The sequence below is a fragment of the Streptomyces sp. NPDC088354 genome (assembly GCF_044753585.1).
Taxonomy (GTDB): Bacteria; Actinomycetota; Actinomycetes; order Streptomycetales; family Streptomycetaceae; genus Actinacidiphila.
In genome coordinates this window covers 210,049-228,096 of sequence record NZ_JBIVNJ010000006.1, presented here as the reverse complement: position 1 = coordinate 228,096, position 18,048 = coordinate 210,049, and the positions used below count along the sequence as shown (strand labels likewise).

Sequence of the window (18,048 nt, the reverse complement as noted above, 5' to 3'; positions counted from 1 at the left end):
GTCTGCCGCGGCGTCCGCTGCGGCGTCTGCTGCGGCGTCCGCGGTGGGTGGGCGGCGGTTCACGGGAAGGGGTGCGGGGCGAGGTTGAGGTCCTCGTCGCGCAGGACGTGGCCGGTGAGGCCGGCGGCGTGCGGGGCGGTGCGCAGCCGGGGCATGTGCAGCGCGCGCTGGCGGTGCCAGCCGAAGTCGATGGGGATCAGTCCGGGGACCAGGACGGCGGCCGTGTGCAGCCCCGCGTCGCGCTGCTCGGGCATCGTCTGGTCGACCACGACGACGTCGAAGCCGTGCGCGGTGACGGCCCCCACGGCGGCGTCGAGGTCGTCGCGCAGGTCGGCGGCGGGCGGGCGGCCGGTGCCGAGGCCGGCGACGGGGAGCAGCGGCCGCGCGGGGCCGTCCTCCCGGTCCAGCAGGAAGGCCGCGTGCCGGGCCATGCCGGGCAGCCCGTACATCAGCGGGTGGTCGTGCAGGACGTGGACGGAACCGAAGTCGGCCGCCAACGCCTCCAGCCGGTCCCGGTCGCGTTCGGTGCGCCGCTGGAGCTTGACGGCGTCGGTCGCGATCTCGGCGAGTCCGGCGGCCAGCGCCGCCTCGGGGTCCCAGGACGCGCCCGCGCCGAAGCACAGGGTGCCCGGGCCGCCGTCGGTGCGCTGCGCGACGGCGGTGACGACCGGGACCGGGAAGGTGATCCGGGTGTCGAAGAAACGGGCCCGGTAGCCGTACATCGCCAGCCGCTCGACCATGTGCCGGGTCGCGGGCCGGGTGCTGGTGGCGGGATCGATCTCGGACAGCGGGAGGCCGGCGTACCAGGCGATGAGGAAGGCGTCGCGCTCGACGGCCTCCATGAGCCCGAACAGCACGGCCTCCTCCGGACTTCCGCCCGAGGCGCAGCCGTTGGAGCTCTCCTGGACGAAGCGGTTCTCCAGTCCCCCGGGTGCGTGGTAGTAGGCGAGCACTTCGGGGACGAGCAGCGGCCGCCGGTCGCGCAGCGAGTACCCCCACACCCATGGGCGGGGCCGGTCCGGGTCGAAGGGCCGGACGAGGTCCTGGTGCCGGTAGAAGGCGTCGGAGTACACACCGCAGGTGCGGGGGTCCAGGGCGTCGTCGCCGAGGTCGGTCAACGACGCGACGACGGCGGTGCGTTTGCCGCGGGCGCGCATGCCGGCGAAGCGTTCCATGCCCTCCAGCAGGCCGACGCGGACACTGCGTCCGTAACTGCCGGTGTGGCCGCCCCAGTAGGACTCGCGCAGGTAGCTGCCCGAACGCAGGGTGAAGGAGCCGACGGTCGAGGCGGTCGACGCCGAGGTGAGGTCGGGGGCGACGGACGGGCCGAGCATGCCGGTGACCGGATTGACGAAGGCCTCCAGCGGGAGGTCGTAGTCGTCGATGTGCCGGGCGCGGAAGCCCGCCGGGTCCGCCTTGGGCACGCTGCGTACGGTGACCGTGGCCCCCTCGGCGGTGTCGACGACGCGGCGGTCGCAGTGCGGGCACTCCGCGTCGGGGACGAGGACGGCCCGGTTGACCTGGAGGCTCTCCAGGTCGAGGAGGTGGACGGCCCCGAACCCGCCGTACTGCGGGGCGCGTTCGCGGGCCGCGGCGGCGAGGGCGGCGAGGGCGTCGACGGCGAAGGCGGTGGTGAAGGGCCACTCCCCCGTCTGCCGGGTACCGGAGCCCAGTTCGAGGGCGTCGCGCAGCGTGCCGGGCCGCACGGCCTGCCAGCGGCGGGCCAGGCAGCGCGGGCACGGCGCGTGCGCCGCGGGAGCGGGGCCCGGGCCGACGAGGGCGTGATGCCCGTAGAGGTGAACGGGGGTCGCCCCCTCGGCGTGCGCGCCGTCGGCGGGCCCGGTGGCCGCGGCCTGCTCGTCACGCAGACCGAGCACCGCGACGCGCACCTGGCCGCCACCGCGGTGGCTGCGCAGGCTGCGGTGCAGTAACGCCTCCACGCCCGTGGCCGCGCAGCCGGCGCCCGCCCCCTCCGCCCGAGGCCCGGCCCCGGGGCCGGGCGCAGTCCCGGTACCCGAAACGACCTGCCGGCTCGACTCGGCCCCAGCACCACGCACGGCCCCCGCACGTGGATGCCCCGCGGCGTCCGCCGCGACCTCCGCGCCGAGCGCGGCCTGCGCACCCGGCGGGCCCGAGCCGACCCGGCGGCCGGACCCGACGTCGACTCCCGGCACGACCGGCCCACCGAGGGCAGCCTCCGCGCCGCGCACGGACTCCGCACCCGGCATCGCCTGCGAGCCGGAAGCAGCCACGGAACCGGCCATGACCTCCGCGCCCACCACAGCCCGCCGACCAGACGCGACCGGCGGGCCCGAAACGACCCGGCCGCCGGACCCGACGCCGGCTCCCGGCAGAGCAAGAGGCCCCGACGCATCCTCAGCACGCGGTACGACCGGCCCACCCAGGTCGGCCCGCGGCCCCGGCGAGGCCCCCGCGCTCGGCATCGCCTGCACGCGGGACGCCGCCCCGGGGCCCGGCACGGACTCCGCGCCCGGCGCGGCCTGGTGGGCGGCCCGCAAGGGCTCCGTGTCGTTACGCATCCACGGCCCCGTGCGCCAGCAGGACGCGGGCGACGTGGACGCCGCCGGCCCGCAGGTCGGCCGAACCAGTGGGTACGACCAGGGCGTCCAGGTCGTGGGCGGCGAGCCGGGCCGGCAGGTCGGTGCGCGGGGCCCGCTCGTGTCCGGCCACGGCCTCCCCCGTGACGGCCAGCGTCATCGGGTCGAGGTCGCCCAGCAGCGGATCGCCGGTGTCCGGGAGCGCGGCGAGCCCGGTCTCGCGGCCCAGTTGGACCTGCCCGAGCAGGTCGCGCAGGGCCGTGACGGCGGCCCGGCGGCGGGCGGCTCCGGCACCGATCGCCCAGAACGTCCGGCCGGTGTGCGGGTCCTCCGCGCGGGCGACCAGGACCGCGGCGGGCGCCTCGGGACCGCCGAGGTCGAGGAGTTCGGCGGTCAGGCCCAGGTTCACGGCCGACCGGCGCAGGAAGACCAGTTCGCGGTCCTCGCCCTCCCAGCCTGCCGGGAGCAGGGTGACCGCCGTCCGGCCGCGCAGCGCGAGCGTCAGGGCGTGCAGCGACAGCGCCGAGTACAGGCCGAGCGTCGCCGCCGCGGCCGGGGACGCGGCGGCCGCCGAACCGGCGGACGTGGGCAGGAACGCCCGGTCGTGGTTGTCTGCGCCGAAGGTGCGCACCGCACCGGCCGGGACCAGGGCGGTACGCCCCGAGGTCAGCGAGGTCGCGGGCAGCCACGCGCGGACCTGCGCGGCGCCGGCGCCCGTGCCGGAAGCCACGTCCAGGGAGTCGGGGGCGATCAGCGGCCACTTCTCCCGGGCGGTCTCCAGCGCGGCGCCGCGCACGAGGCCGTCCGGCGGTACGACGTGCTCGGCGTAGGTCTCGGCGGCCCGGTGCACGGCGCGCAGCCGGGCCCCGGCGACGTGGTGCACGTCGAAGGCGGTGATCTCGCGCGCCCCGCGGTGGCCTATGCCGAGCCGCACCGTGCCGACCTTGAGCGGCGTCTGCTCCCAGGCGTCGTCGGCGAAGGCGGCCAGCACGCCGGCCCGGGGGTGGGTGAGCACCGACCGGGTGTCCAGGGCGGCCATCGCGGTGTCGGCGTCCGCTTCAGGAGTGACCTCGCCCGACCCCTCGTTCTGATGATCCATCAGGTAGGGCGCTGTGACGGCGGGTTCCGCGAAGCCCTCCTCGCCGCCGTCGACGTCCCGGCAGAACGGGCAGCGCGGGTGCGGCAGCAGCGGCTCGGTGACGACGTCGAGGGAGTCGAGGTCCTGGAGGACGACGCGGCCCTCGGTCTCCGGCGCGAGGGCACCGGTGATCTGCCGGAACACCTCGTACGCGAGGAGGTTGCCGAGCATGGCCGCGGGCGGTCCGGACACGCCGGCCGTGGCGGACCGTCCGCGCTCGCCCAGGCTCGCACCGCTCCAGAGGTCGGCCGCGGCCCCCGGCTCGCCGTTGGCGCCCAGGCGCAGCGCCGCGCACGCCCAGCAGCCCGCCGTGGCCGAGGTCATGACGGGGCCGGCGACCGCCTGGCCGCCGAACGTCCAGGCGGGCAACAGCCGTACGCCCTCGGGGACGCCCGCCTCCAGCAGGCCGAGCACGGTGCGCGGACCGCCTGTGGTGACGACCACGTCGTACCCGGCGAGGTCCGTCCATCCGGCGTGCGCACCGGTGCCGAAGTCCCGGCGGACGACCTCGACCGGGCACCCCTCGCCCGCCAGGGCACGCACCTCGTCGAGGACGTCGGCGAACGGGTCGTCACCCGTCGCCGCGGGGACGGCGATCGCCGCGCAGCCGTTGCGGACGAGGCTCAGCGCGCACCACTGGGCGACAGAGTCGTCACCGAGCACAGCGACCCGGGTCTCGCGGAAGCGGCGGAACCGGCCGCCCGCCTCGCCCACATAGTGGTCGATGTAGTCGATCTGGGGTGCGAAGCGCCGCGCGACCGCGGGGTCGAGCTGGTCCAGGCCGTCGCTGCCGGGTGCCACGTCACGGGCGAAGCCCCGTCCGTACAGGGCGCCCACCAGTTCCCCGACCATGGACCGCTGCTGCTCGCCGAGGCCGGCGCACATCTCCTCGACGCGGTGCGTCCCGTCGAGGTGGGGCACGATCAGTGACGCGAACCGGTACGCCGATCTGCCCTGGAGATTGAATCCTCCGTGGGCATTGTGGAATACCACGCCCGCGGGCGTCTCGGTGAAAAGCACATCACGACGGATACGGGGATACGAGTGCGCGACTTCCTCGTAGGCAGCGGTCATGCCGTATTACTCCCTTGCAAGGCGCGATGAGGGGACACACGGGGACACACGGATTCCCGGAACGGTCGGGGTCACCGCCGGGGAACCGTTCAGGTCGTGCCGGGCGACATATCGGGACCGGCGGCGTCGGAACGCATTTCCAGCGCACCCCTGGCGAGGATGCGCAGCGAGTCGTGCATTCGGTACTGGCCTGCGGGGCCCTCTTCCAGCAGCCCGGCGCCGACGAGTGTTTCGAGGACCTGCGCGGCACCCCCGGCCAGAAAGGACTTTCCGCCATGGCCGGCCTTGGCGCCGGATTCGGGACGAGCCGGGAAATGGTCTCGACCACTGGCACGGGACGTCGGGAGGGCACGGCCGGCGGGCGGACCCGCCGTCAGCTCGTCGCCGCGCAGCACCGCGAGCTCCAGCCGTTGCAGCGCGGGACCGGGGTCGACGCCGAGTTCGGTACGCAGGTAGCTCTTCACCACTCCGTACTCGCGCAGCGCGTCCGCGCGCCGCCCCGTGTGGTGCAGGGCCGCCACGAGCTGCACCCAGAAGGGCTCGTGGGCGGGGTGGGAACGGGCGGCGGGCCAGAGCTCGGCAAGCACCTGGCGGCTGCGCCCGAGGGCCGCTTCGAGGTCGAAGACCCGCTCCATGGCGCGCAGTCGCTCCTCCGTGAGCCGCGGCACGACCTCGCGCTGCAGGATCTCGGAGTGGATGTTGGCCAGCAGCGGCCCCTGCCACAGGGCGAGCGCGGCGCGCAGGGTGCGCAACTCCTGCTCCGGGTCGGCCGCGGCGTCGGCGCTGCGCAGCAGGTCGCGGAAGGCGATGAGGTCGAGCGTCGTGGCGTCCGCAGTGATGCGGTAGCCGCCGGGCACGGCCTCGATGAGCCGGCTCGCGACCCCGTAACGGGCGAACAGCTGCCGCAGCCGCTGCACGCAGGTGTGGAGCGCGGATTTCGCGGTGCCCGACCGCTCCTCTCCCCACACCACCCGCTGCAGAAATTCCACGGACACCGTGGAATTGGGATGTAAGAGAAGGGCGGCGAGGAGATTGGCGGGCTTCGACGGCTGAAGTGCGATGACGTCGCCGCCGTCCGCTATCCGGACCGGCCCCAGCATGAGAAACCTCGGACTGAATCCCTCTGAATCGAATGACGCACCCGATCGGGGTCCGCCAGACTCTTCTTGCACATGGTCGACAGATTGCTTTTTCTGCATTTCCGCCCACACTCCCCGCTGACGTCGGCGAACGTACCACCGCTCACAGACCCCTCACAAGAGGACCGCAACGGTTCAACGGGGTTTCCGGGAAGCCGTATGCACCATTTCACCTCATTCATCTACGCGTGTCGACCCGCATGTACGAAGTATTAACAGAGGTGCGTCTTCGACCGCGCTCCAGGAAAGGCACCCACCAATACCGGAGCGACGCGGAACCACCCGCGGCGATCGTGCGCCGGACATCTCGGAGCACGCCGGGCACCGGGAATCACCGCGGACACCGGGATCCGCGCCGGCCGCCTCCGGCCGGCATCTCCCCGAAGCCGCCTCCCGGCCCACGTCCTGGCCGGTCACGAGGCCGATGCCGCCGCGCAACCTCACCGGCGAACAGAAGTAACCGTGGGAACGATCAGCCACGGTCAGGAACTCGCATATAGTGAGCCGGAGTTCACGAGGCCCCCGGCTCCGCCGGACGGGACGCGTGTTCTTTTGTGACGTCACCTCCTTCCGCGCCCTTTACGCACCGTCCGCACCGTCCGTCCGTCCGCACGGCCCCGAGGTCACCGATCCATGACAGCGCACACCGAGCCCACCCGACTGTGGTCCGGGCGTTCGCGAGCCGCCGCAGTGCCAGAACCGCCGCGTCCGCCGCTCCCGTACCTGGCCCGGACCGTCGCCGCCCCGGTGGTCGTCACCGGATCGGCGGGAGTCTGGCTGGTGGCCGCCGCCGACGGTGCGCGGGTGCCCGCGGCGGTCGGTGCCACGGCCGGGGTGGTGCTCCTCGCCGCGGCCGCCGTCGTGGCGGCGACGTCCTCGTGGCGGGCCCGCCGTCTTGAGGAGCAACTCGCCCAGGAGGAGGCGGACACCGCCCGCTTCGCGGGCGAACTGCTCCCCGCCCTGATCGACCGGCTGACGCACGGCGACTCCGCGGCCTCCGCGCTCGCCGCCATCACCCTCCCCCGGGACGAGACCCGGCGCCGGGCGCTGACCCTGGTCGCCGAGGAACTCGCCACGAGCGAGTCGCGACGCGCCGCGGCCATGTCCGCGGGCTCCAACGCCGCCGGGCGCATGCAGGCGCTGACCACCAGCATGCTGGCGGACCTGCGGGAGATGGAGCACCGGCACGGCGACCCCGCGGTCCTCGGCGACCTCCTCCACCTCGACCACCGCACGGCCCAGGCCGGCCGGCTCGCCGACAGCATCGCCGTGCTCGCCGGGGCGCGTTCGGGACGCCGTTGGGCCAAGCCGATCCGGATGGAGTCGATCCTGCGCGGCGCGATGGGCCGCATCAGCGGTTACCAGCGCGTGCGGCTGCACTCCAGCAGCGAGGTGGCGATCGTGGGTCACGCGGCCGAGGGCGTGATGCACGCCCTGGCCGAACTCATGGACAACGCCGCCAACTTCTCGCCGCCGACCGCCGAGGTCCACGTGTACGTCGAGGAGGTGCCCGCGGGCGCGGTCATCACCATCGAGGACAGCGGACTGGTCATGGGCGAGGTGGCGCTGCGCCGCGCCGAGAGCGCGGTCGCGGCGAACGGATGGGACCTCACGGGACTGTCCGGCACCCGCCTCGGACTCGTGGTGGTCGGGCGGCTCGCCCGCAAGCACGGTCTGAAGGTCTCGTTCCGGCCCTCGGCGCGCGGCGGCACCGGCGTGGTGGTGATGGTCCCCCAGGAACTGATCACCCGTCCGCGCGCCGGTGGCACCGCGGACGCCGAGTCCGTCGAGATCCTGCTCCCCGATCCGCTGCCCGTCGCGCCGCGGCCGGACCCGGCCCCGGCCGCCGCGCCTTCGCGCACGCAGGCCGGCGACGCGGCCGCGGAGCCGGATACGGGCACCGAGTCACCCGAGTACGGCGAGAGCGGCCTGCCCAAGCGCCGCCGCGGCCGCACCCTGGCCGCCGCCCGCCACGTCGAAGCGTCCGCCGGCGCCCGGCGGTCCGTTCCCCGCGACGACGACACGCCGGCGGCGCGCGCCGCCCGGTTCAGCACCTTCCGGGGAGCCCTCAAGCGCAAGCCCTCCCCCGCACCAGACCCCTCCGCGGCCCCCCACCAGCAGACCGCGACGGACCCAGAAAGCGACTCCCGATGACCGCACCCGCAGCCGGCAGCACCCACGGCAGCAGCACCAGCACCGACGAGAGACTCAACTGGCTGCTGGAGAACCTGCTCGAGCGGACGCCCGGCGCCCGCCACGCACTGGTCCTGTCCCGCGACGGACTCAAGCTGTGCCGCACCCCCGAGCTCTCCGTGGACCAGGCGGACCAGCTCGCGGCGATCTCCGCCGGTATCCAGAGCCTGTCGCAGGGCGCGTCCGTGGAGTTCGGCGACGGCAGCGGCGGCGTCCGGCAGGCCATGGCCGAGTTCTACGGCGGCATCCTGTTCATCGTGGAGGCCGGCGACGGCGCCCACCTGGCCGTCGTCGCCCGTGAGGACTCCGACGTCGGCGTGATCGGCCACAACATGAGCGAACTGGTCGAGCAGCTCGGGGAGCACCTGAGCGCGCCGCCCCGCGAGGTCGGCGGCGCGGACGGCGACAGCGGATGACCCCTCGCCCGGGCCGGGACGACGATCCGGACCGGCTCTACACCCTCACCGGAGGACGCAGCCGGCCCGGGTCGGACGTGTTCGACCTGGTGACCCTGGTGGTCGCCGAGTGCGATCCGGCGCCCGGGATGCAGTCGGAGCACCAGCTGATCCTGCGCGTGTGCCGGCAGCCGACGGCGGTGGTGGAACTCGCCGCCGACCTCGCACTGCCGGTCGGCATCACCAAGGTCCTGCTCGGCGACCTGCTGGAGACCGGCAGGATCAGCGCCCGCCACCCCCGAACCGCCCGTACGGCGGCCCAACTGCCGGACCCCGAGATCCTGGAGCAGGTGCTCGTTGGACTACGCAACCTCTGACCCCACTCCGCCGTCCCGGCGGCCGCTCAGCGCCACCGCCGACAACGGGCTGAAGATCGTGATCACGGGCGGGTTCGGCGTGGGCAAGACGACCATGGTCCGCTCGGTCAGCGAGATCCGCCCGCTGAACACCGAGGAGACGATGACGCAGGCCGGCGAGAGCGTGGACGACCTCGCCGGTGTCCAGGCGAAGACCTCGACGACCGTGGCCTTCGACTTCGGCCGGATCAGCCTGGACCGCCGCAACGTCCTCTACCTGTTCGGCGCGCCCGGGCAGCAGCGCTTCTGGTTCCTGTGGGACCGGCTGTTCAGCGGCACCCTCGGCGCGGTCGTGCTGGTCGACACGCGGCGCCTGGACGACTCCTGGTACGCCATCGACCGCCTGGAGCACCACGGGACGCCCTTCGTGGTGGCCCGCAACGACTTCGGCGGCCCCCGGCACACCGAGGAGCAGGTGCGGGACGCGCTGTCGCTCGCCGACGGCATCCCGCTGATCGAGTGCGACGCGCGCTCGCGCCAGTCCTCCAAGGACGTGCTGATCACGCTCGTCCGGCATCTGCACACCCTGTCCGCCGCCAGCCCGCGTGCCCGGGAGACGACCGCACCGTGACCACCGAGCCATCGACCACCGAGGACGCGTTCGCGGGCGTCGTGCCCTTCAGCGGCCCGCGCTTCCACGTCGAACCCGCCGAGCTCTACCGCGAGATGCGTCGCGACCACGGCGCGGTCGCGCCCGTCCTGCTCGACGGCGACGTGCCCGCCTGGCTGGTGCTGGGCTACCGGGAGCTGCTGCACGTCACCAACGACCCCGTGCTGTTCAGCCGCGATTCCGACCTGTGGAACCAGTGGGACCGCATCCCTGGCGACTGGCCGCTGCTGCCGATGATCGGCCGCAAGCAGCCGTCGATCCTCTACACGGTCGGCGAACGCCACCGGCAGCGTGCGGCGATGATGAGCCACGCCATGGAGGCGGTCGACCCGTTCGAGCTGCGGCGGACCGCCGAGCGGTACGCCGACCGGCTCATCGACTCCTTCTGCGCCCGCGGCCGGGCCGATCTGCTGGCCGAGTTCGCCACCCTGCTGCCGGTGCGCGTGCTGGCCCGTATCTACGGCTTCGCCGACGATCAGGGCCCGGCGCTGGTCAAGGCGATCAACGACCTGGTCGACAGCACCGAGGACGCCATCGCGGGCCAGACCCATGTCTTCACCGCCATGACGGAGCTGCTGGAGCTGAAGAAGGAGCGTCCCGGCCCCGACGTCGTCTCCCGCATGCTCGCCGACCGGTACGACTTCTCGGACGAGGAGATCGTGCAGGACATGATGGTGATGACCATCGCGGGCCACCAGCCGACGGCGGACTGGATCGGCAACTCGCTGCGGCTGATGCTGACCGACGACCGCTTCGCCGCGTCGTTCTCCGGCGGCCGGCACAGCGTGGGCCAGGCGATGAACGAGGTGCTGTGGGAGGACACGCCCACGCAGAACATCGCCGGACGGTGGGCCTCGCGCGACACGCGGGTGGGCGGGCGCCAGATCCGCACCGGCGACCTGCTGATCCTCGGTTTCGCGGCGGCCAACGCCGACCCCCAGGTGCACCTGGAGGGAGGCGGCCCGACCCACGGCAACAACGCCTTCTTCTCCTTCGGGCACGGCGAGCACCGCTGCCCCTTCCCGGCCCAGGAGATCGCCGAGGTGATCGCCCGTACCGGGATCGAGGTGCTGCTCGACCGGCTGCCCGACATCGATCTCGCGGTGGCGGCGCGCGGCCTGGTCCGGCGGCCGTCCCCCTGGCTGCGGGGCATGACCGAACTCCCCGTGCGTTTCACTCCCACTCCGGCCCTTGGAGACCGTCCATGAAATGCCCCGTCACCGGAGCGAGCGCCCTCGACGGCGCGCGCATCGTGCTCGACCCCCTGGTGCAGGACCTGGCCGCGGAGAGCGCGCTGCTGCGCGACGCGGGCCCGCTCGCGGCGGTCGAACTGCCGGGCGGCGTACCCGTGTGGGCCGTCACGCACCACGCGGAGGCCCGTGCGCTGCTCACCGATCCGCGGCTGGTGAAGGACATCGCCCACTGGGACGCGTTCACCCGCGGTGAGATACCGGCCGACTGGGCGCTGATCGGCCTGGCCAACCCGGGCCGCTCCATGCTCACGGTGGACGGCGCGGACCACCGCCGGCTGCGCGCACTGGTGGCCCAGGCGCTCACCCCCCGCCGGGTGGAGCGGATGCGCGAGCGCATCGAGGAGCTGACCGCGGGTCTGCTGGACCGGGTGGCGAAGGCCGCCCAGGACGCCGAGGTGATCGACCTGAAGGCCGAGTTCGCCTATCCGCTGCCGATGTACGTGGTGCAGGAGCTGATGGGCATCGACGAGGCCCATCTGCCCCGCCTGAAGGTGCTGTTCGAGAAGTTCTTCTCGACCCAGACCCCGCCGGAGGAGGTGCTCGCCACCCTCGGCGAGCTGGCGGAGATGATGGGCGCCACGGTCGCGGCCCGCCGCGCCGAGCCGGGCGACGACCTGACGAGCGCTCTCATCGCGGCCTCCGAGGACGGTGACCACCTCACCGACGCGGAGATCCAGAGCACCCTGCAGCTGATGATCGCCGCCGGTCACGAGACCACGATCTCGCTGATCGTCAACGCGGTGGTCAACCTGCTGACCCACCCGGACCAGCTCGCGCTCGTCCTGGCGGGCGAGGTGGCGTGGGAGGCCGTGGTGGAGGAGACGCTGCGCTACTCCACGCCGACCTCGCACGTGCTGATCCGCTTCGCCACCGAGGACGTCCCGGTCGGCGACAAGGTCATCGCCAAGGGCGAGGCACTGATCGTCTCGTACGCGGCCATCGGCGGCGACGAGGCGCAGCACGGGCCGACCGCGGGCGCGTTCGACATCACGCGGGAGCCGATCCGGCACATCGCCTTCGGCCACGGCCCGCACGTCTGCCCCGGCGCGGCCCTGTCCCGCCTGGAGGCGGGCGTGGCGCTGCCGGCCCTGTTCGCCCGCTTCCCCGGGCTGGCCCTGGCCGTCCCGGCCTCGGAACTGCGCAACAAGCCCGTCGTGACGCAGAACGACCTGTTCGAACTGCCGGTCCGGGTCGTCGGCTGACGGTGAGTCACCACCGCCGCGCACGGGGAACCTCCCGCGCGCGGCGGTTCCGGTCCGCAGCGGGCCGCGCCGACGCTCAGGCGTCAGGGGCGGCCGGGCGACCGAGCTCGTAGGGGGCGAGGACGTCGGCGACGGTCCGGTTGCGGGGCGTGGGCACGCCCCGTTCCCGCCCCAGGGCGACCACCCCACCGCTGAGCCACGGCAGTTCGAGCCGGTTCCCTCGCTCCAGGTCGTGGGCCATGGACGAGGTCATGCCGGCCGGGAGGGTGTCGACGGCGGCCATCTGCGCGTCGGCGAACGCCTCGTCGAGATCCACACCCGAGGCACGCCCGACGGCGACGGCCTCGGCCATCACCTCGCGCAGCAGCTCCCGTGTGGCGGGGTTGCCGCGGATGACGCCGATCGGCTGCCGCACGGCGCTGGTCGTCGCGGACAGGCCCGTGAGGAACACGTACTTCTCCCAGACCGTCCGCGCGATGTCCGCGCCGACCTCGGCGTCGATGCCGGCCTTCACGCAGGCCTCGTGGAACTCGGCCACGCCGTCGGCCGGGTGCCCCTGGTAGGCGCCGAGGACGATCCGCTGCATCTGCCCGCGGTGCACGACGACGCCGGGCTCCTCGATCACCGCCGCGATGTAGCAGACGCCGCCCCACACGGCGTCCTCGGGCAGGTGGCGGCGGAGCACCGTGTCCTTCTGCACCCCGTTCTGCAGGGAGAGCACGCGGGCGCCGCCGTCGGTGAGATGCCGCAGCCCGGCCGCGACGTCCTCGGTGTCCCAGAGCTTCACGGCGACCAGGACGACGTCGGCCCGGTGCACGTCGGCAGGGGACTCGACGAAGTGCCGCGCGTCGACCCTGGCCTCGCCCAGCGGGCTGCGCACCAGCAGCGCCCCCCGTTCCCTGATCGCCGCCAGGTGCCGTCCGCGCGCCACGAAGGTGACCTCGTGGCCCGCCTCGGCCAGCCGGGCGCCGAAGTAGCCTCCTACGCCGCCCGCTCCCACAACCACGATCCGCATGACGTGCTTTCCTTCCGGTCAGGGTGATTCAGCTGCTGCCGTCGGTGGTTCCCATGCGCTGGGCCTGTCTGGTGCGCGCCGCCCGGTGCAGCAGGGCGGTCGCCGGTATGAGGAGCGCCGTCGTGGCGGCGGCGCAGACGAACAGGGGCGCGGGCGGCAGGACGCCGTGCAGGGCGGTCACGACGAGCGGCGTGACGAATCCGAGGTAGGCCAGGCAGTAGAAGACCGCCGCGGCGCCCGCGAGGTCGCGCGGCGCCGCCCAGGCCTCCACCTGGCTGAGCCCGGCCACCAGCAGCATCCCGTAGCAGGCCCCCAGGGTCACTGCCGCGGGGATCAGGAGGGCGGGCTCCGCCAGCCGGACGGCCGCCGCGGCCAGCAGGAATCCGGCGACCGCGGCGGCGAGCCCCCAGTTCCGGGTCACATGGGAGCCGCGCCGGGACAGCCGCCGTGCCAGCGGCTGGACGAGCAGGCCGGTCAGGAGCGTGAGCCCGGCGATGCCGCCGCCGACCGCGATGTCCGGGCCGTGCAGCGGCACGAGGGCCGGCAGCACGGCGAAGCTCGTGGTGGGCGCGCCGAAGACGAGCGGCGCCGAGGGCGCCACTTCCCAGCGGAACTCCCGCTGCAGGAGCGCGGCCCGCAGCCGGGGACGGGCCTGGGGCCGTGCGCTCGCGGCGGGCGCGACCGGGTGGGGCGCGGCAGGGTCGGGCGTGTGCCACACCATCGGCGCCACGGCCGCCGTCAGGCCCAGGTGCACGAGATAGGGCAGTGCCTCGGGTGCGGTCAGCCACTGGGCCAGGACGCCCGCCACCAGCGGGCCGCCGCCGAATCCCGCGGACAGTGCGACGGCGGCGCGCCGCGCGCCCGCGCCGGGGCCCGCGTCCGCCGACAGGTCCTTGATCCACGCGGTGCCCGGGCCGAAGGCCGCGCCGGACGCGACACCGGCGACCAGCCGCCCGAGCATCAGCGCCCAGAACCGGTCGCCGCCGGTGAGGAGGACGGCCGAGGCGACGGCCGACAGGAGCAGGGCGGCGCACATCACCTGCCGCCGCCCGTACCGCTGTGCGAAGCGCGCCGCGAGCAGCAGCGCGGGGATCAGCCCGACGGCGTAGGCCGCGAAGGCGGTGGTGACCACACTCCCGGACACCCCGCTGTCGGCGCGGTAGACCAGGAGCAGTGGCGAGAACTGGTTCGCACCCCAGCCGACGACGAACATCGCCGAGGCCGCACGCATCCAGGGTCGCATCATCTGTCCTTGGTAACCGTTTTCCTGGTTACTATTGTCACATGATCGAGGAAGTCCCGGCCACCCCGCGGACCCGGATCACGGCCAAGGCCCGGTCCCTGCGGTTCGACGCCGGATCGCTGTCGCTCGACCTCGTCGCCACCGTCGGCCGCAGGCCCAGCACCCCCATCGAACGCCTGGACGGGCCCGAGCGCCTGCGCGCGTGGTGCGCGGGCGTCGGTCTCGCCCCGCGGGACGAGGAGGACCCGGCCGCGCTCCTCGCCGCGCTGCGCACACTGCGCGACGCCGCCCACGACGTCGTCACGGCCCATCTGGACGACCGCGCCCCGCGACCGGAGTCGGTGTCCCTGCTCAACACGCTGGCCCGGGTCGCCCCGCCCGCGCCCCGGCTGCCGACCGACGCGGACGGACGGCTCGCGCACGGCCCCGCTCCCTCGCTGACGACCGCCGAGCTGCTGTCCGCGGTGGCCCGGGACCTGATCGCCGTCATGACCGACCCCCGCACGCGGGCCCTGCTGCGCACCTGCGACGCGGAGGCCTGCCGCATGATCTACCTCGACAACGGCCCCGGCTCCGGCAAGCCGCGCAGGTGGTGCTCCATGGAGCGGTGCGGCAACAGCGCCAAGGCGGCCCGCCACCGGCGGCGCGCCGCCCGGCCCTGACGCGAATCGCCGCGGTCGCCGGTCCGCACCACCCGCTGCCACGATGGGAGGGCGGCACACGACGCTGACACCAGGAGCGGACGGGAGCACGCCATGGGAGAACTCACCGGCAGGACGGCGGTCGTCACCGGCGGCACGACCGGCATCGGCCTGGCGACGGCGCGGCGGTTCACCGAGGAGGGCGCCCTCGTCTTCGTCACCGGCCGGCGCCAGGAGTCCCTCGACGCCGCCGTCGCCGCGATCGGCGGCGACACCGTGGGCTTCCGGGGCGACGTGTCCGACCTCGCCGACCTCGACCGCCTGTACGCGACCGTGGCCGAACACGGCCGGCAGGTGGACGTCGTCTTCGCCAACGCGGGCACCGGGCAGACGCTCCTGATCGAGGACGTCACCGAGGAGTACTTCGACGCGACCTTCGCCGCCAACGTCAAGGGCGTGTTCTTCACCGTCCAGAAGGCGCTGCCCCTCCTCGCCGAAGGGGCGTCGATCGTCATCAATGCCTCCACCGAGCAGACCGCGGCCAAGGAGGGCCTGAGCGTCTACTCCGCCACCAAGGGCGCGCTGCGCACCCTCACCCGCTCCCTGGCCAACGAACTGCGCCACCGCGGTGTCCGGGTCAACGCCGTCAGCCCCGGCCCGATCGACACCCCCGGCATCGAGGGCCTGGCCCCCGACCCGGCCGCGAAGGACGCCTTCAAGGCCGCCCTGGCCTCGGGCATCCCGCTCGGGCGGCTCGGGCGCCCGGAGGAGGTGGCGGAAGCGGTGCTCTTCCTCGCGTCCGACCGCAGCTCCTTCACCACCGGCGGCGAGATCTACGTGGACGGCGGGATCAACCAGTTCCAGACCTGACGGAGCGGCCGGTCGCCCGGCGCCGCTCGCTGGGACGGGGCTATTCGCCGGCCTCGTAGGTCGTGACCACGCGGCTGTCGAGCAGCGGGGCGATCCGCCTGAGGACCAGGTCCTTGAAGTGCAGCGACTCACGGTGCACCGCGAAGGCCCGCGGGGAGTCGTAGCGCTCCAGGAGGACGACGTCCCGTGCGTCTTGGAGCGCGTGGAAGACCTCGTAGGAGATGTTGCCCGGTTCGGCGCGGCTCGCCTCGGCCAGGCGTGTGAGCAGGGCGAACACCTCCTCCTCGTGGCCCTCGGAGACGGTGTAGCGGGCGATCACCTGCAATTCGGGCATCGAAGCGCCTTCCTGGGCGGGCGGGGGCGCGGAGCCGCGGCCGGGGTGACGGGGAAACCGGGGCACCCGCCCTCCATCATCACCGAGGACGGGTGACGGGGCAGTTCCGAGGGAATGTGGTTGTTACACCTATCGTCCCTCCGTCCCTCACCGCCCAGGTACCGATGCCCCTCATCGACCGATCCGGCGCATCAGGCCGTTCCGGCCACTGCGGCCACTGCGGCCCGTGCGATCGGGCCACCCGGGGCGCCGGCCAGGCCCCGCCCGGCCGGCTCGTCCTCCTGCTGGCCGTGGCGTGCGGGCTGACGGTCGCCAATCTCTATTACGCCCAGCCGCTGCTGGCGGTCCTGCGGCAGTCCCTCGGTATCAGCGCGCTGACGGCCGGCACGCTGATCACCGTCGGCCAGGCCGGCTACGCGGCCGGAATGATCTTCCTGGTACCGCTCGGAGACCGCGTCGAGAACCGGCGGCTGACCACGGTCCTGCTGGCCGTCGCCACACTGGCGTGCGTCGCGGCGGGCACGGCGCCCGGCTTCGGGGTACTGGCCGCTGCGCTCCTGGTCGCCGGCGCCGTGTCCGTCGTCGCCCAGATCCTGGTGCCCTTCGCCGCCGGACTCGCCCCGGACCATCTGCGCGGGCGCGTCGTGGGCCGGGTGATGAGCGGGCTGCTGACCGGCATCCTGCTCTCCCGGACGCTGAGCGGCCTGATCACCGAGGCCGCCGGATGGCGTGTGGTGTACCTGGTCTCGGCGGGGCTGATGGCCGTCCTCGCGGTGGCGCTGCGCCGGACCCTCCCCGACCGCGCGCCGCCGGCCGCCCTGCCGTACGGGCGGCTCCTGCGCTCCACCGCGGGGCTGCTGCGCCGGCACGGGGTCCTGCGGCGCCGGGCCGCGTACCAGTCACTGATGTTCGGCGGGTTCAGCGCCTTCTGGACGACCGTGTCCTACGTACTGACCGGACCGCCCTTCCACTACTCGGAGATCGGCGTGGCCGTGTTCGCGCTCGCCGGGGCGGGGGGCGCGGCGGTGGCTCCGCTGGCCGGGCGGTGGGCGGACCGCGGTCTGACCCGGCCGATGACGGCCGCCGCCTTCGGCACCGGCGCGCTCGCGTTCGTCCTGGCCGGTCTCGGACGGCACCAGATCCTGCTGCTCGCGCTGGCCGCCGTGCTGATCGACATGGCCGTGCAGACCTCGCTCGTCCTCGGGCAGCACACGGTGTACCAGCTCGCCCCCACCGCCCGCGCCCGTCTGAACAGCGCGTACATCGCGGTCTTCTTCGTGGGCGGCGCGCTGGGGTCCCAGCTCGGCTCCGTCGCCTACCATCTGGGCGGCTGGGTCGCGCTGACCGGCTTCGGAGCCGGGTTGCTCGCGTTCGGGCTGCTGCTGCAGACACCGGCGCTGCTGCCGCGCCGCAAGGGCGCCCAGGCCGGCGTCAGGCCCTCCCGTCCCCGGAGGGACGCAGAGCGACCATGAGGTCGATGTTCCCTTCCTGCGCGATCTCGTCGCGCTGGTTGAGCAGTTCGAACCGGCGGACCAGGATGCCCGCGTCGCCCCGGCCGGTCAGGCGGGTGGAGAGGATCGCCACCCGGCAGCGCACGGTGTCGCCGACGAGCAGCGGCCGGCGGAAGCGCCAGTCGTCGATGCCCAGGAGCGCCACGGAACTGCCCTCGAAGACACCGAGCCGCGAGGCCAGCCCCATGGCCACGGAGACCCCGAGCAGTCCGTGGGCGATGCGCTCGCCGAAGCGCGTGTGCGCGGCGAACTCCGCGTCGGTGTGGACGGGGTTGGTGTCCCAGCTCCACGCGGCGAAGGACGCCACGTCGGACTCGGTGAGCGTGCGGCCCTGGGTCGTGAACTCCTGGCCGGCGTGGAAGTCCTCGAAGTACAGCGGCATGTCGGCTCCCGGTGCTGTCAGCGGTCCAGTCCAGTGGCGGTGCGAAATTCAGCGTAGGGGGGTGGACGGGGCCG

At 73.8% G+C, this 18,048-nt stretch carries 16 protein-coding genes; 9 read left to right on the top strand and 7 right to left on the bottom strand.

Going from position 1 to position 18,048, the window contains the following annotated elements:
* Window positions 1-59: 59 nt before the first annotated feature.
* The 3 genes from ACIP98_RS12800 to ACIP98_RS12790 all read right to left on the bottom strand — a co-directional run bounded on the left by ACIP98_RS12800 (window position 60) and on the right by ACIP98_RS12790 (window position 5,870).
* Window positions 60-2,228 carry a TOMM precursor leader peptide-binding protein gene (locus ACIP98_RS12800; RefSeq protein ID WP_401975631.1) on the bottom strand — a complete coding sequence of 723 codons (2,169 nt, stop codon included), beginning with the start codon at window positions 2,226-2,228 and terminating at the stop codon, window positions 60-62.
* A 304-nt stretch (window positions 2,229-2,532) separates the two neighbouring features.
* Entirely contained in the window at window positions 2,533-4,770 is a 2,238-nt protein-coding gene (locus tag ACIP98_RS12795) for a TOMM precursor leader peptide-binding protein (protein WP_401975498.1), read from the bottom strand.
* Between the two features lie 89 nt (window positions 4,771-4,859).
* Window positions 4,860-5,870, bottom strand: a complete 1,011-nt coding sequence (locus ACIP98_RS12790) for a BTAD domain-containing putative transcriptional regulator (protein ID WP_401975497.1) — start codon at window positions 5,868-5,870, stop codon at window positions 4,860-4,862.
* Window positions 5,871-6,542: 672 nt separating this feature from the next.
* On the opposite strand from ACIP98_RS12790, the gene ACIP98_RS12785 reads away from it, so the two are divergent.
* From ACIP98_RS12785 to ACIP98_RS12760, 6 genes are read left to right on the top strand one after another with little or no spacing between them, the layout of a single operon-like run.
* A complete protein-coding gene (locus ACIP98_RS12785) occupies window positions 6,543-8,063 on the top strand; it encodes a sensor histidine kinase (protein ID WP_401975494.1) in 1,521 nt (506 codons plus the stop codon).
* Window positions 8,060-8,518 (top strand): roadblock/LC7 domain-containing protein, encoded by a 459-nt coding sequence (locus tag ACIP98_RS12780; protein WP_319659517.1) that lies wholly within the window; start codon window positions 8,060-8,062, stop codon window positions 8,516-8,518. The genes ACIP98_RS12785 and ACIP98_RS12780 overlap by 4 nt, the downstream gene beginning before the upstream one ends.
* Window positions 8,515-8,874 (top strand): DUF742 domain-containing protein, encoded by a 360-nt coding sequence (locus ACIP98_RS12775; protein WP_319659518.1) that lies wholly within the window; start codon window positions 8,515-8,517, stop codon window positions 8,872-8,874. The genes ACIP98_RS12780 and ACIP98_RS12775 overlap by 4 nt, the downstream gene beginning before the upstream one ends.
* Entirely contained in the window at window positions 8,855-9,484 is a 630-nt protein-coding gene (locus ACIP98_RS12770) for an ATP/GTP-binding protein (RefSeq protein ID WP_319659519.1), read from the top strand. Before ACIP98_RS12775 ends, ACIP98_RS12770 begins: the two co-directional genes overlap by 20 nt.
* On the top strand, window positions 9,481-10,731 hold the full coding sequence (locus tag ACIP98_RS12765) for a cytochrome P450 (RefSeq protein ID WP_401975490.1): 1,251 nt from the start codon (window positions 9,481-9,483) through the stop codon (window positions 10,729-10,731). The genes ACIP98_RS12770 and ACIP98_RS12765 overlap by 4 nt, the downstream gene beginning before the upstream one ends.
* Entirely contained in the window at window positions 10,728-11,978 is a 1,251-nt protein-coding gene (locus tag ACIP98_RS12760) for a cytochrome P450 (RefSeq protein WP_319659521.1), read from the top strand. Before ACIP98_RS12765 ends, ACIP98_RS12760 begins: the two co-directional genes overlap by 4 nt.
* Before the next feature lie 76 nt (window positions 11,979-12,054).
* Here ACIP98_RS12760 and ACIP98_RS12755 read toward each other — a convergent pair whose 3' ends face one another.
* Together ACIP98_RS12755 and ACIP98_RS12750 are read right to left on the bottom strand one after the other, a co-directional pair.
* The gene (locus ACIP98_RS12755; protein WP_319659522.1) at window positions 12,055-12,993 is read right to left on the bottom strand and encodes a 2-dehydropantoate 2-reductase; all 939 of its coding nucleotides are present in this window, start codon (window positions 12,991-12,993) and stop codon (window positions 12,055-12,057) included.
* Window positions 12,994-13,021: 28 nt separating this feature from the next.
* Window positions 13,022-14,239 carry an MFS transporter gene (locus ACIP98_RS12750; RefSeq protein WP_319659523.1) on the bottom strand — a complete coding sequence of 406 codons (1,218 nt, stop codon included), beginning with the start codon at window positions 14,237-14,239 and terminating at the stop codon, window positions 13,022-13,024.
* Window positions 14,240-14,277: 38 nt separating this feature from the next.
* Here ACIP98_RS12750 and ACIP98_RS12745 point away from each other — a divergent pair, with 38 nt between their 5' ends.
* Both ACIP98_RS12745 and ACIP98_RS12740 read left to right on the top strand, forming a co-directional pair.
* Window positions 14,278-14,898 carry a CGNR zinc finger domain-containing protein gene (locus ACIP98_RS12745; RefSeq protein WP_319659525.1) on the top strand — a complete coding sequence of 207 codons (621 nt, stop codon included), beginning with the start codon at window positions 14,278-14,280 and terminating at the stop codon, window positions 14,896-14,898.
* Between the two features lie 93 nt (window positions 14,899-14,991).
* Complete coding sequence (locus ACIP98_RS12740) at window positions 14,992-15,747, top strand: glucose 1-dehydrogenase (protein WP_319659526.1); 756 nt, start codon at window positions 14,992-14,994, stop codon at window positions 15,745-15,747.
* Window positions 15,748-15,787: 40 nt separating this feature from the next.
* Here ACIP98_RS12740 and ACIP98_RS12735 read toward each other — a convergent pair whose 3' ends face one another.
* Window positions 15,788-16,081, bottom strand: a complete 294-nt coding sequence (locus tag ACIP98_RS12735; RefSeq protein ID WP_319659527.1) for an antibiotic biosynthesis monooxygenase family protein — start codon at window positions 16,079-16,081, stop codon at window positions 15,788-15,790.
* Between the two features lie 164 nt (window positions 16,082-16,245).
* Here ACIP98_RS12735 and ACIP98_RS12730 point away from each other — a divergent pair, with 164 nt between their 5' ends.
* Entirely contained in the window at window positions 16,246-17,553 is a 1,308-nt protein-coding gene (locus ACIP98_RS12730; protein ID WP_319659528.1) for an MFS transporter, read from the top strand.
* Here the strand turns inward: ACIP98_RS12730 and ACIP98_RS12725 are convergent.
* Entirely contained in the window at window positions 17,513-17,974 is a 462-nt protein-coding gene (locus tag ACIP98_RS12725; RefSeq protein WP_319659529.1) for a MaoC/PaaZ C-terminal domain-containing protein, read from the bottom strand. The genes ACIP98_RS12730 and ACIP98_RS12725 overlap by 41 nt on opposite strands.
* Between the last annotated feature and the right edge of the window lie 74 nt (window positions 17,975-18,048).

What these genes read in the sequence shown, in the direction of transcription:
- ACIP98_RS12785 (WP_401975494.1), top strand. Translation starts at nt 6,543, where the DNA reads ATGACAGCGCACACCGAGCCCACCCGACTGTGGTCCGGGCGTTCGCGA.
- ACIP98_RS12790 (WP_401975497.1), bottom strand. Translation starts at nt 5,870, where the DNA reads ATGCTGGGGCCGGTCCGGATAGCGGACGGCGGCGACGTCATCGCACTT.
- ACIP98_RS12740 (WP_319659526.1), top strand. Translation starts at nt 14,992, where the DNA reads ATGGGAGAACTCACCGGCAGGACGGCGGTCGTCACCGGCGGCACGACC.
- ACIP98_RS12735 (WP_319659527.1), bottom strand. Translation starts at nt 16,081, where the DNA reads ATGCCCGAATTGCAGGTGATCGCCCGCTACACCGTCTCCGAGGGCCAC.
- ACIP98_RS12725 (WP_319659529.1), bottom strand. Translation starts at nt 17,974, where the DNA reads ATGCCGCTGTACTTCGAGGACTTCCACGCCGGCCAGGAGTTCACGACC.
- ACIP98_RS12795 (WP_401975498.1), bottom strand. Translation starts at nt 4,770, where the DNA reads ATGACCGCTGCCTACGAGGAAGTCGCGCACTCGTATCCCCGTATCCGT.
- ACIP98_RS12780 (WP_319659517.1), top strand. Translation starts at nt 8,060, where the DNA reads ATGACCGCACCCGCAGCCGGCAGCACCCACGGCAGCAGCACCAGCACC.
- ACIP98_RS12775 (WP_319659518.1), top strand. Translation starts at nt 8,515, where the DNA reads ATGACCCCTCGCCCGGGCCGGGACGACGATCCGGACCGGCTCTACACC.
- ACIP98_RS12750 (WP_319659523.1), bottom strand. Translation starts at nt 14,239, where the DNA reads ATGATGCGACCCTGGATGCGTGCGGCCTCGGCGATGTTCGTCGTCGGC.
- ACIP98_RS12800 (WP_401975631.1), bottom strand. Translation starts at nt 2,228, where the DNA reads ATGCCGGGTGCGGAGTCCGTGCGCGGCGCGGAGGCTGCCCTCGGTGGG.
- ACIP98_RS12755 (WP_319659522.1), bottom strand. Translation starts at nt 12,993, where the DNA reads ATGCGGATCGTGGTTGTGGGAGCGGGCGGCGTAGGAGGCTACTTCGGC.
- ACIP98_RS12745 (WP_319659525.1), top strand. Translation starts at nt 14,278, where the DNA reads ATGATCGAGGAAGTCCCGGCCACCCCGCGGACCCGGATCACGGCCAAG.
- ACIP98_RS12730 (WP_319659528.1), top strand. Translation starts at nt 16,246, where the DNA reads ATGCCCCTCATCGACCGATCCGGCGCATCAGGCCGTTCCGGCCACTGC.
- ACIP98_RS12760 (WP_319659521.1), top strand. Translation starts at nt 10,728, where the DNA reads ATGAAATGCCCCGTCACCGGAGCGAGCGCCCTCGACGGCGCGCGCATC.